This is a genomic window from Pseudozobellia thermophila, assembly GCF_900141855.1.
Classification (GTDB): Bacteria; Bacteroidota; Bacteroidia; order Flavobacteriales; family Flavobacteriaceae; genus Pseudozobellia; species Pseudozobellia thermophila.
The window spans coordinates 208,582-221,667 of record NZ_FQYU01000006.1; the positions used below are offsets into that span (position 1 = coordinate 208,582).

Consider the following 13,086-nt stretch of genomic DNA (forward strand, 5'->3'; position numbering starts at 1 on the left):
GGTGTGACAAAAAAAAGAAAAGTTTTGGTGTTTCATCCGGCTTTGGCCCCTTATCGCATTGATTTTTTTAATGCCTTGGCCGCTAACTTTGATGCAACATTTTATTTTACAAATGCCAATCTTCTTGACCAACAATTTGACCAAGATCGTTTGAGAGGGCAATGTGAATTTAAATTCAACCTGCTTGAAAAAGGCTTTCAAATAGGAGGCAGGCAAGTTAGGTTAGGTATTCGAAAAATAATAAAGCGAGAAACGCCCGATGTAATCATCTGTAGTGAGTACAGTCAAATTACGATGTCTGTTTTGATGCTTCGCTATACAATGCGACTCTCTTATAAAGTATTTACCATTAGCGATGATAGTATAGCGCTTTCAATTGAAAGAAAAGGAATTAGGAAATTTCTAAGAGATCAAGCTTCAAAGAGTATTGATGCCATTATTTTTCCCAGCGATGCCGTTGGAGAATGGTACCGTCAAAATGTGAACGGTAAGACCAAGTTGTTGACCTTGCCTATAATTCACGATAACGGTGTATTCCGATCCAAATTGGCAGAAAGCCTGCCCCAGGCACAAAACTACCTTCATAAATTTCAATTGATGAATAAGAAAGTATTTCTGTTTGTGGGGCGACTTGTAGATATTAAAAATGTTGATTTTTTAATTAGGGCCTTTGCCAAGAGTGGGGTGGGCGAAGAAACGGTGTTGGTTGTTGTGGGCAGTGGTCCGGAAGAAAAGAATTTAAAAAATAGGGCCAGGTCTTTACGACTGGAGAACGTTTGCCTATTTCCGGGGCGTTTTGAAGGAAACGATTTATTTGCTTGGTACACTATAGCCGACTGCCTTGTTTTACCCAGTTATCAAGAGCCATATGGTGTGGTCGTAAATGAGGCCTTATTGGCAGGATGTAAGGTGCTTTGTTCGAATAGGGCCGGCTCAAGTGATTTGGTCAATGCAAAGAACGGTTACCTGTTCGATCCTTTTGAAGTTGATGAGTTGTCTTCCTTGATTGCCAAGGTTGATAATGGGTTAATACCAAAAAAACAGCTAAGTGGTCTAAGGCCCGATTTAATGCGATTTTCTTTAAAAGACAGTATTGCAAATATTATTAAGGGCATTGAAACAAGTTAGGCAGATATCAAACAAATAGATTATAGGGCGAACACTTCTATCTTAATTGGTTGAACAGGAAGAATGTATCTTTTATGAAGGAAAAAAATAAGGTTTTGTTCGTTTTGCATCTGCCACCACCGGTTCATGGAGCCTCGGTAGTTGGTCAAAACATTCAAAATAGTAAATACATTAATTCTACATTTTACAGTAGGTACATTAATCTATCAGCTTCTTCGAAAGTAGAGGAAGTCGGGAGTTTGAGTATAAAAAAACTATTGTTTTTAATTTCAAATTGGATACATTGTATCTCTGCAATTATACGTTTTAAACCCACATTGTGTTACATTACTCCTACTTCCGATGGTTGGGGTTTCTACAGGGATTTTCTGTTGGTACAATCTATTAAGTTGTTTGATGTAAAAATAGTGATGCACTTTCATAATAAAGCATCCAAACAATGGGTCGAAAGGGGGATAAACCGGTGGCTGTTAAAGCATTTTTTTAAAAATGTGAAAATAATCTTGTTAGGGAAAGAACTATACGAAGAGAAGTCTTCTTTTATTAGTGAAAATGATGTTTTTTTCTGTCCAAATGGAGTACCTTCTGTAAATGATAAGATTTTAAAAACCAATAAAAAAATTGATAAAACAAGATTCCTCTTTTTGTCCAATATGATGGAGTCAAAAGGGGTGCTAATACTTTTGGATGCTTGCAAGGAGCTTTATCGAAGGGGGTATGATTTTAGGTGTGATTTTGTTGGGGGGTGGAAAGATGTAACAGAAGAGTTGTTTCAAAATAGAATCAAAAAGTACAACCTGCAAGACAAAGTGTACGCACATGGCCCTAAGTATGGTGATGAAAAAAAGATGTTTTTTGAAAATGCCGATGTCTTTGTTTTTCCAACATATTATCATGGAGAATGTTTTCCATTGGTTTTGTTAGAGGCTATGGATTATGGCTTGCCGTGTTTGTCTACGGTAAATGGGGCAATTCCATCTTTGATCGATGACGGGCTTACGGGTTTTACCGTACCTCAGAATGATTTAAATGCATTGGTGTTAAAAATGATCTGGTCTATTGAAAACCCTGAAAAGATGATAGAATTGGGTGTTTTTGGAAAGGAAAAATTTGAAAGTTATTTTACCCTTGAACAATTTGAGAAAAACTTAACATCAATTTTTCAAGAATGTATAAAATCTTAGTAAATGCATATGCCTGCTCCCCACATACGGGTAGTGAACCGGGGATGGCCTGGAATTGGTGTGTGCATTTGGCCCGGCACTGCGAACTGCATATCATTACGGAGGGTGAATTCAAAGAGCATATTGAAGCAGCCCTATTGCAACTCCCCGAAGCAAAAAACATGCACTTTTACTATAACCCTGTTTCGGATAGGGTACGTAAAATGTGTTGGAACCAGGGCGATTGGCGGTTTTATAGGCATTATAAAAAATGGCAGTACAGTACCTATCTGATGGCTTTGGAACTGATAGGTCAAAAACAAATAGATATCGTTCACCAACTCAATATGATTGGGTTTCGAGAGCCCGGGTATTTGTGGAAAATTAAAACTGTACCCTTCGTTTGGGGCCCCGTAGATGCCAAGATGGCCTTTCCAACTGCCTATTTGGCCCAAGCCGACTTAAAAACAAGAAGTCTATTAATTTTAAAAAACTTCATTACCAAGTTACAGTTACAATATTCTAAAAGAGTACACCAGGCTGTAGGGAAGGCATCGGTGGTAGTGGCAGCTTCCTCCAATTCAAAACAAAACTTTAGCGACTATTTGGGTACTGAAGCTTTTCTATTAAATGAAACAGGTTGTCGTGTAAATGATATACCCTTTCAAGAAAAGCCCGATAAAACCACATTGGACTTATTGTGGGTAGGTAAAATGGATTTTAGGAAACAGTTGAACTTGGCCATTCAAAGTTTGGCTAAAGTACAGTCTCAAAATATTAAGCTACATATTGTCGGGGGTGGTGATGCCGGACCTTATCAAAAATTGGCTGTGCAATTAGGTGTCGAAAATTATTGTATTTGGCATGGAATGTTGCCTCATGACGAAGTACAGGCAATGATGCAAGATTGTGATTTATTGTTTTTTACCAGCGTGGCGGAAGGTACACCCCATGTGGTATTGGAGGCTTTGGCAAATAGTTTGCCGGTGCTTTGTTTTGATACCTGCGGCCATGGAGATTCAGTAAATGACAAAGTAGGTGTGAAAATACCCCTCACTTACCCCTCGGATTCTATTGAAAAATTCGCTGAAAAGATAACTTTACTATTAAAAAATCCTCAGGTATTGGCGCAACTGTCGAGGAACTGCGGTGTCCGTCAAAAGGAGTTGTCCTGGGATAATAAAGCCCAACAAATGTTGGGCTTGTATAAAAGGGTCGTTACGGAAAAAGCTAAATAATACTCGTCCAATCCAGTTCGTGTAGGTCGGAGTATTCCCAATTGCCAAAGCGGCCAAAGGGGATAACACCATGGGCCTTTAAGGTTTCCAGGCTTTGTACCGACTGTGGGGCCTCGACCAATTCCAAGGGATAGCCCATGGGCGAAAACAGTTCGCGTGCAAACTGCAGGTCCTTTATTTCGGGGATCAGTTCCTGTACCCGGGCCTGAATCTTTTCGGTAGTGGTTTGGCCGTACACATCGCCCCGTATCTGGGCCATAAGCAGGGAGTCGCTTACCGAAAACAGACGTAGGATCTCGGAGTTGAGGTCGCAATCGTAAATGATCTTGTTTTCCTCGAAGCCTTCGGTATAGGTAAAGAACTTAAAATAGGCGGCCGCGCTTTCGTGGTCGTGGTCTTGGGGCAGGCCGCAATGCCCCAGCAAATGGTGAAGGGGTATGGTAGAGATCAGGTGCTCGTAGGCAACGGTGTGCCCGTCCGTATGCACCTCCCTTTGTTCGACATCGATTCTTTGAAGGTCGCTAAAGTTGAGTACCTCGGGCCGCAGGTGCTCTACGGCATATTTGAACAGCGATTTACCGTTGATATAGCCCACCCGGGTATTGCCCTTGTTCGATATGTAATGCCGGTTGATCTTCGATTGCACCTGGCTAAAGGACCGGTGCAGCATGGTGGGCCCCCATTGTTTTAGGCCGAGGCACAGGTTACGGTCTACCCCCTGCTTTTCGATCATAAAGTCGGCAAGCGAGCCCTTTTTTACCGCTTGCAGATCGGGGTCGAAATTGGCCAGGTCGGAGAAGCTGACCGTAATGGGATTTTGTTCGGGGACCCCCTCAAAAAGGTCCGATTGGTACAGCTCCGATTCCTGCACCGGAAAAATGGGCAGGGGACTAAAGGAAACACCATCGTGGTCGATGGTGAATATGGGATCGACCCTTTCGTCGCGTAGAATTAAAATGTCGTCGTGGTCGTTGTTCTTAAGTAGTTTGTGGTAGGCTATCAATGAGGCGTAGCCATAACCCAATAAACAATATTTTACCTTGACTTGTTTTTTGCCCATAAGATTCAGATGCTGGTTTTGTAATGTGTTCTTGGTCTGTTTTGAAGTAGTAGAGGCACGTTCTATGGTTGAATTTGGGCGCTAATATAAATTGCTTTAACAAAAAAAAGCCCATCTTTCCCGATAATCTGTCCAAAGCACGGATTTTATGGATGAAATCTTGGTCGATGTCGATCATGCCTTGGCCGATTTGATCGTTTTCAAGATTTTTGCACGAACCTCGATCGTTAGAGGGGTTTAAATGAGATGATTAGTATATATAAAAATGAAGAAGATTTTACTGAGTGCCTACGCCTGTTCTCCCTATAAGGGGTCGGAATGGTCCGTGGGCTGGTCCTGGGTTTCGGGGCTTGCCAAAAAGGGATACCGGGTATGGTGCCTGACCAATGTGGAAGACCTGGAGGATTGCGAAAAGGAAAAACGGGCCCTAGGTTTCGACAACCTGGTCTTTGTGCCCGTAAAACTGCCCTTCGGCCTCGACAAGCGCTGGTTGGACAACAACTCCAAGACCATTTACGCCCATTACTACCTGTGGAAGCGAAGGGCCGCAAAGGTGGCCGAGCGGCTGCATGCCGAACACCGTTTCGACATTGCCCAGCACGTGAGCTATGGCAGCTTTCAGCAGGGCAGCCCCCTGTACCGGCTCGAAAACTGTAAGATCATATTTGGCCCCGTGGGCGGTGGCCAAATGGCCCTGCCCATCTTTAAGCCTTATTTTGGGGCCTCTTGGCGTATCGAAATTATACGGAAGTACGTGTCGGACTTTTTGATGAAGTACAACACCTCCTTGAACGAGACCTTAAAACGGGCCGACCTTGTCTTAACGGTCAACCAAGAGACCGAAATGCTCTTAAAAACCTCGAAATACTATCGCGAGGGGCGCGATTTTTACCTAAGCGACTCGGCCTTGCCCAAGCAGTTCGCGAACATCGAATACAAGGAAAGGGAACAGGCCGATTACCTGCGCCTATTGTGGATCGGTAGGTTCTTGCCGCGCCGGGGCCTGCAACTATCGCTCAAGGCCCTTTCCTACCTTCCCGAGGACGTGCCCTATAAACTGACCATCGTGGGCGACGGGGAGCAGAAAAAGTCGATCGCGGGATGGATGGAGCAATACGGCTTGGACGCCTCTAAAATCGACCTGTTGGGCTGGGTGCCCTATTCCGAAATACACCAACAGTACGAGAACGCCGATGTGATGCTGTTTTGCCCCCTACGCGATACGGCGGGCTTACAGGCTACGGAGGCCATGGCCTTCGGCCTGCCCATAATTACCCTGAACATCAGCGGTATGCGAACCATCGTGCCCCCGAGCTGTGGCATCAAGATCGATCCGAGCACGACCGACGGTACGGCCCAAGACATGGCCAAGGCCATTGAAAAAATGTACCGCGATCCCGAGTTTAGGAAAAAGGCCTCCAAGGAAGCCTATAAGACGGCCATGGGCTATACCTGGGAAGCCAAGATCGATGAGGTGGCCTCGCGCTTCTATGGGGATTGACCTAAGGGGCTTGGATGCCTTTGCGTTATGGAATCCTTAAGAATTTGTGGAAATGTATGAAGTAAAATAGGCCCTCCCCTAGTAGGGATCTTGAAAAATACAAAACCAATTGAACAACATACTTTTTTCACAAGAAAAAAGTATGTTTACGGGCTAAAACGGTGAGCGGACAGGGTTTAGCCCCTCCCAGTTGGTCCCATAACGAAACCTGGCTTTTCGCTGAAAAAGACGGACAAGAAAATTTAAAGTTTACGATACCAAGGAGCAAATTATTAAATAAGCTATGAACATAAATACACAGAAGGAGAGGGTGGCCAAACAAATTTTGGCGGAGGAAAAACCGATCAATGTAAAGGAATTGGTATGGGGCTACCTGCGCTATTGGCCGTGGTTTCTTATATGCGGGATAGTGTTCATGACGGGGGCCATTATGTACCTAAAGATGAACAAGCCGGTGTACCGGGCGGTGGCCTCGGTGATCATCGAGGATGAAAAGGGAAAGCCCAAGAGTTCCGGTTTTGGGGGCTTTTCCGATTTGGGATTGATGGAAGGCTTGAGTACCAGCAGTATCGAAAACGAATTGGGCCTGATGAGGTCGAGGCGGCTGATGACCAATGCCGTAAAGGCCCTGGGCCTGAACGTGGTCTACTATACCAAGGGGGAGATCATGGGCATTGCCAGCGATATGTTCCCGGTTAAGGAACTCTACAAGCAAACCCCCTATAAACTGCGCCTGGTACGCTTGGACGATGCAAAATTAAGCCAGGCGATAAAGCAGGAGCAAAATGTCTTGGAGGTGACCCTGCTTTCCGACGAAAAAATGATAATCGAGCAAATCGACGGTGACTACAAGGCCACCCACCAAGTGGGCGACGTGGTCAAATTGGGTTTTGCCGAATTTATAGTGGAAAAAAATAGCGATGCCCCCACTCCGGCAACTGAGGGCGAAGAGGAAGGGGTCAGCGGGTTCAAGGTCAAGCTTTTGCCGGTACAGGCCGTGTCCAACAATTTGCGTGCCCAGTTGTCGGTGGCTTTGGTAGACGATAATTCGACCCTGATCCAATTGGCCATCAACAACCAGGTACCCGAAAAGGCGAGGGACATCTTGGACCAATTGGTCTTCGAATACAACCAAGAGGCCATAGAGGACAAAAACCTTATTGCCCGCAATACGGCCTTCTTTATCGATGAGCGCCTAAAAATAATCAATAGCGAACTCGACTCGGTCGAGAGCGGAAAGGAACAGTTCAAGACGGTCAACAAGCTGACCGATATACAGACCGAGTCGTCCATCATCATCCAGAACGTAAGCGACTACAACAACAAACAGCAAGAGATCGCCACCGAATTGGAAGTGGTCAACGCCATGATGAACCATGTGGGCTCCGACGACCTTGGCCTGCTGCCCGCCAACATGGGCGTTGGAGGTATGTCGATGTCGCAGTTCGTCGACGAATACAACCGCTTGGTGCTCGAGCGCAACCGCCTGCTCAAGGGCGCCACGGAAACCAACCCCTTGGTGGTCAACCTGAGCAACCAGCTTAGGGAGATCAAGGAGAACATCAGGCAAAGTTTGATCAGCACGCGTTCGAACCTGCGCATTACCCGCGACAACCTGCGAAGGCAGGCGGGTATCCTGGGGTCCCAAATTTCCGAAAAGCCCTCCCAGGAACGGGAGTTCAGGGGCATTGAGCGCCAACAGAACATCAAGGAGTCGCTCTACCTCTTTCTCTTGCAGAAACGGGAGGAGAATTCCCTGTCCTTGGCCGCCAAGGCGCCCAAGGCCAAAATCGTCGACGAGGCTTATACCTTGGGGGCCCCGGTTTCGCCAAATACCAAAACGGTGCTGGGCCTAGGGCTTTTGGGAGGCTTCTTGCTGCCGTTTCTGGTCATTACCGGTAAGCGGATCATGAACGATACGATCAATACCCGGGAAGATATCAAAGACCGCACCGAGGCTATTGCCATCTTGGGCGAGGTGCCCCATATCTCCACCGGGGAGCCCACCTTGGTCTCCGCCGACGAACGGTCGATACTCTCGGAGTCGTTCAACATCTTGAGTGCCAACCTCAACTACATCATGTCAAAGGAGGAACTTGGCGGAAAAAACAAGTGTATTTATGTAACCTCTTCCGCCCAGGGCGAAGGAAAGACCTTTACGGCCATCAACCTGGCCATGACCTTGGTCGAAACGGGCAAAAAGGTCGTTCTGGTCGGAGCCGATTTGCGAAACCCACAATTGCACAGGCATGACGACAGCGGTATTTCGGAAGAAGGCCTGAGTACCTATTTGAAGTACGGCCAAAAAAGTATTTTTGAGTACATCGCCAACACCAACCTGCACCCCGAATTGCACGTACTTCCGTCGGGGCCCATTCCCAACAACCCGATCCAGTTGCTGCGAAGGGAGAGTTTCGGCCCTATGTTGGAAGAGCTCAAGGAAGTCTACGACTACGTGATTGTCGATACGGCGCCCGCCATGATCCTGGCCGATACCTTTTTGATCAATAGGTTTGCCGATATGACCCTCTATCTGATCAGGGCCGGGAAGTCTAAGAAGAAGGTGTTGGAGTTCGTACTCGAATCGACGGCCGAGGGCAAGCTGATCAACCCGATATTCCTGTTGAACGACGTCAATCTGGCCGATGCCGCTTACGGCTACAAATACGGTTATAAATACGGGATGCAAAGCGAGACCTCGAAGTGGGCCGCCTTATCCGATAAGATAAAATCGATATTCACCAGGTCATAGACCTTGTACGGCGGGTTTTGGGCCGCGGTTGGCCCGAAGTCTGGAATGGTTCGTGTTTTTAGCTTAAATTAGGGCATGAATTCCATCTTGATCCTTTTTGCCCACCCGAAATTCGAACAGTCAAGGACCAATAAGGCCTTGGTACGGCGGATCGAATCGGTCGAAGGCCTTACCTTTCACGACCTGTACGAGCGCTATCCCGATTTTCATATCGATATTTCCTACGAGAAAGAATTGCTGGCCGGTCACGATATAGTGATATGGCACCACCCCATGTACTGGTACAGTTGTCCGCCCTTGCTCAAGCAATGGATCGACCTGGTTCTCGAATACGGTTGGGCCTACGGGCCCAAGGGTACGGCCCTTAAGGCCAAAAAGTGCCTCAACGTGATCACGACCGGGGGTACCCGTGCCCTCTACTGTGCCGAAGGCCGGAACCATTACTCGGTAAACGAGTTTTTAAGGCCCTTCGAACAAACGGCCCGCCTTTGTGGTATGGAATACCTGCCTCCCTTTGCCGTAATGGGGACCCATGAGCTCACCGACGCGGAGCTCGAACGCGAAACCTGTAAGTACGAAAAAACGATTAGGCTACTGCAGCAAGGGGGCTCTTCATCCGATTTGAAGGCGTGTGACCTTCTCAACGATGTTCCCGACCTTAATTGATATGTTATGACCGAAAGTATACTCTTTAATGCCATCGTTTTTCTGGCGGGTGCCGTTATCTGTGTGCCCTTGGCCAAAAAAGTGGGCCTGAGCTCCGTGCTGGGCTATTTGTTCGCCGGGGTGCTTATCGGGCCGTACCTGTTGGGCTTTGTGGGGGAGGAAGGACAGGACATCCTACACTTTGCCGAGTTCGGGGTGGTGATGATGCTCTTTTTGATCGGCCTTGAGATCGAGCCCAAAAATTTCTGGAACATGCGAAAGACCATTTTGGGCATGGGCGGGGCCCAGGTTATCGGTACCATGCTCCTTTCCTTCCTGATGTTCGACCTGATGGGCTTCGACTGGAAGGTCTCCCTTACCATTTCCATGGCCGTGGCCCTGTCGTCAACGGCCATCACCCTGCAGACCTTAAAGGAAAAGGGACTTTTCGAGACCACGTACGGGGCCTCGTCCTTTTCCATTCTGCTCTTTCAGGATATTATCGTAATCTTTATGTTGGGGGCCCTCCCCTTGTTGTCGAATATCGATGAATCGGCCTTGGGCGCCGAAGTCGAGGCCGATCATGCCAGCTTGTTGGACAATTTGCCCCTGGGCTTGCAGACCTTGGCCATTATTCTTTCGGTGGTGTCGATCGTGGTGGCCGGTAGGTACCTGTTCGTACCCATGCTGAGAAAGGTGGCCAACACGCGGGTGCGCGAACTGTTGACGGCCTCGGCCCTGCTCATCGTTTTGGGCATATCCCTACTGATGGAACTCGTAGGCCTGAGTCCGGCCCTCGGCGCCTTTTTGGGCGGCGTGGTCTTGGCCACCAGTGAGTTCAAGCACGAGCTCGAAAGTACGCTCGAGCCCTTTAAGGATCTGTTGCTCGGCCTTTTTTTTATGGCTGTGGGCGCCTCGATCGACTTTATGGTGATCAAGGAAAATCCCTTGGGCGTCGGTGGGGTCTTGATGGCGGTAATCGCCTTGAAGGCGGTGGTCCTGTTCTTGGTCGGGGCCCTTTTTAGGTTAAAGCTGGATCAGCGGCTTTTACTGACCGTAGGCCTTGCGCAGATCGGGGAATTCGCCTTTGTATTGCTGTCCTTTGCCTTTCAGTTGAACATTTTGAGCGCCACCCAAATGGACACCATGCTGGTCGTTACGGCCTTGACCATGGTCATGACCCCTATTTTGGGCATCTTGAACGAACGTTTGGTCTTGCCCAGGGTGGGCACCAAGGAATCGGAAAAACGCCCCATCGACCATATTGCAAAACAGCACAAGGTGATATTGGTGGGCTTTGGCCATTTTGGTAGCACGGTGGGGCGCTTTCTGCGTTCGCACGGTATCGAGGCGACCATCCTCGACTTTGATTCGAACCGGGTCGATCTGTTGAGAAAAATGGGGTTCGAGGTCTACTATGGCGATGCCACCCGCATCGATCTGCTCGAATCGGCGGGTATTGCCGAAGCCAAGATCCTTATTAGCGCCCTCGACGATCCCAATAGTACCCTAAAACTGATGAAGATGGTCAAGAAACGCTACCCCCACCTTGAGTTGATGGTACGCGTCAAGAACCGATATGAGGCCTTTGAACTTTTCGACATGGGGATCGAAAACGTGTATAGGGAGACGCTCGATACCTCGGTCAGGTTGGCCAGTGATGTATTGAGTAAAATGGGGTTTCGAAAGTACACCCTATACCGTCAGGCACAAAACTTTATCAAGCTCGATGAACAGAGTATGCGGCGCCTGGCCAAGGAGCGTCCCAAGGACGAGAAAGAGTATATTTTTAGGGTCAGGGAAGAAATCGCCCAACAGGAACGCGTTATGGAGGAAGATTGGCAAAGGGGAATCTACCAAAACGACAACCATTGGGACAGCGAACAGATGCGCCTGGCCGACGAGGCGACCAAGAAAAAAACCTGAGTTTTCCCGCGAAAGGGAAGCCCACGCACGGGCATATGAACAAAAAAACCACCAACAGGCGTTGGTGGTTTTTCATTACATGGCAGTTAGTTTGGTCAATAGCCATTGTTGTCGCTTCCTAAACTCGGATTTCTCTGAAGTTCAGGGCCTGGTAAGGGCAGCAACATGTGTTTCTGTTCGATTTGTTTTCCTTGCTCGGTGGTGTGGCCCACGGCGCTCACGAAAGAGATGCTTCCCGGGGCATCGGATACCGGAAACTGTCCGGTACGGACGATATCGAACCAGTTCCTGAATTCGAATACCAGCTCCCTGTGCCTTTCCTTCCACACTTCCTCTACAAAGGCATCGGTACCCAAACCGGATAGCTCGCCCGAAAGGGTCGCCGGGTCGGTGGTCCAATAGGCCCTGCTTCTTACTTGGGTCAAGTAATCGACGGCATCGGCGTTCACACCGCTCGACCGGGCAATGGCCTCGGCGGCGATCAACAAGACATCGGCATAACCGTAAACGGCAAAATCTTTGCCCGAATTGGCGGTCTCAAAAATGGCCGTGTCGTCGTGCCATACAAAGGGGGCGGTTTCGAAGGTCTGTCCGTCGGGAACAAAAGTGCTATGGAAGAACTGCCTTTCCTGGGCCCTTAGGTCGTTGGTAGGGTCGTAGAAGTCCAAGAATTGGTCCGATGGCTGATAGGCCCCGTTGGTAATGTCGTACAACACTTCCGACGCAAGGGCGACGGGGTAGGAGTACCGGGCGTAAACGGCCGTTCCGATTTCGGGATCGTACTCCTTGATGTAGATGTGCTCGGTGGCCGAGGCATCGCTCTTTCTTATCTTGTTATAGGCCGAATTTTCGAAATCTACCTCACCGGCCACCTCATCGTGCTGGACGAGGGCGTAGGAGCCGTACTCGCCATTGATGATGTCTTGGGCCACGGCGGCCGCATCGGCATACCTGTCGGCGTTCAAGGGATTGCCGCTCATGGTAAGGTATACGTCGGCCAATAAGGTAGCCACCGCACCGGCGGTTACCCTCTTGCCGTTGTCCACCATGCTCACCTTGGGCAAATTGCCCTGTTCCAAGGCTTCGGTAAGGTCGGCCTCGATCAAGGCGTATACGTCGGCAATGGGGCTTCGCTCCAAATACAGGTTGTCGAGCGATTCGTAGGGCTCGGTGGTCAGCGGTACCGGGCCGAACCAGCGTACCAAATAGTAATAGGCGAAGGCCCTGAAAAACTTGGCCTCGGCCAACAATTGGTTCTTTTCCGTCTCGCTGAGGTCAGGGGTCTCGGGAATGTTCTTGATGGCGTTGTTGGCCCTGGAGATGCCCAAGTAAAGCTCCCTCCAACGGTCTTGCAGATAGGTGCCGATGTTGTCGCCGTTAAGGGTCAGCTGTTGGGTGTTGCTTACGTGCAGTTCCTGGCCCGCATATTCGTTGGTGAAAAAACCGCTCATGTAGGCACCGAGCATCAATGGGGTTCCGCTGTAGACGCCGCCGTCGGTCAGGCTGGGGGCCCCGGTTCGGTACAGTGAATTTACGGCACTATAGGCGTGGTCGGGTTCTGAAAAGAATTGCTCCGAACCCAATTCGCTCAACGGCTCTTCCTCGAGGAAATCGTCACAAGAACCCAATAAAACAAGTCCTATTAAACAAACTATATATTTAATTTTCATGAT

Annotated in this window: 9 protein-coding genes; 7 read left to right on the forward strand and 2 right to left on the reverse strand. The window is 48.5% G+C overall.

Annotation, left to right across the window (positions count from 1 at the left end):
* Nucleotides 1-3: 3 nt before the first annotated feature.
* From BUB37_RS15340 to BUB37_RS15350, 3 genes are all read left to right on the forward strand, one after another.
* Nucleotides 4-1,128: a glycosyltransferase gene (locus tag BUB37_RS15340; RefSeq protein ID WP_072994706.1), complete on the forward strand. Its 1,125-nt coding sequence runs from the start codon at nt 4-6 to the stop codon at nt 1,126-1,128.
* Nucleotides 1,129-1,202: 74 nt separating this feature from the next.
* The gene (locus BUB37_RS15345) at nt 1,203-2,312 is read left to right on the forward strand and encodes a glycosyltransferase family 4 protein (RefSeq protein WP_072994707.1); all 1,110 of its coding nucleotides are present in this window, start codon (nt 1,203-1,205) and stop codon (nt 2,310-2,312) included.
* Nucleotides 2,297-3,529 carry a glycosyltransferase family 4 protein gene (locus BUB37_RS15350; RefSeq protein WP_072994708.1) on the forward strand — a complete coding sequence of 411 codons (1,233 nt, stop codon included), beginning with the start codon at nt 2,297-2,299 and terminating at the stop codon, nt 3,527-3,529. Before BUB37_RS15345 ends, BUB37_RS15350 begins: the two co-directional genes overlap by 16 nt.
* Here the strand turns inward: BUB37_RS15350 and BUB37_RS15355 are convergent.
* A complete protein-coding gene (locus BUB37_RS15355; protein WP_072994709.1) occupies nt 3,522-4,589 on the reverse strand; it encodes a hypothetical protein in 1,068 nt (355 codons plus the stop codon). The genes BUB37_RS15350 and BUB37_RS15355 overlap by 8 nt on opposite strands.
* Before the next feature lie 265 nt (nt 4,590-4,854).
* Here BUB37_RS15355 and BUB37_RS15360 point away from each other — a divergent pair, with 265 nt between their 5' ends.
* From BUB37_RS15360 to BUB37_RS15375, 4 genes are all read left to right on the forward strand, one after another.
* Complete coding sequence (locus BUB37_RS15360) at nt 4,855-6,090, forward strand: glycosyltransferase (protein WP_072994710.1); 1,236 nt, start codon at nt 4,855-4,857, stop codon at nt 6,088-6,090.
* 283 nt (nt 6,091-6,373) lie between these two features.
* Nucleotides 6,374-8,842, forward strand: a complete 2,469-nt coding sequence (locus tag BUB37_RS15365; RefSeq protein ID WP_072994711.1) for a GumC family protein — start codon at nt 6,374-6,376, stop codon at nt 8,840-8,842.
* A 75-nt stretch (nt 8,843-8,917) separates the two neighbouring features.
* Nucleotides 8,918-9,508, forward strand: a complete 591-nt coding sequence (gene kefF / locus BUB37_RS15370) for a glutathione-regulated potassium-efflux system oxidoreductase KefF (RefSeq protein WP_072994712.1) — start codon at nt 8,918-8,920, stop codon at nt 9,506-9,508.
* A gap of 6 nt (nt 9,509-9,514) precedes the next feature.
* On the forward strand, nt 9,515-11,413 hold the full coding sequence (locus BUB37_RS15375) for a monovalent cation:proton antiporter-2 (CPA2) family protein (RefSeq protein WP_072994713.1): 1,899 nt from the start codon (nt 9,515-9,517) through the stop codon (nt 11,411-11,413).
* 95 nt (nt 11,414-11,508) lie between these two features.
* Here the strand turns inward: BUB37_RS15375 and BUB37_RS15380 are convergent, their stop codons facing one another.
* Nucleotides 11,509-13,083 (reverse strand): RagB/SusD family nutrient uptake outer membrane protein, encoded by a 1,575-nt coding sequence (locus tag BUB37_RS15380; protein WP_072994714.1) that lies wholly within the window; start codon nt 13,081-13,083, stop codon nt 11,509-11,511.
* Between the last annotated feature and the right edge of the window lie 3 nt (nt 13,084-13,086).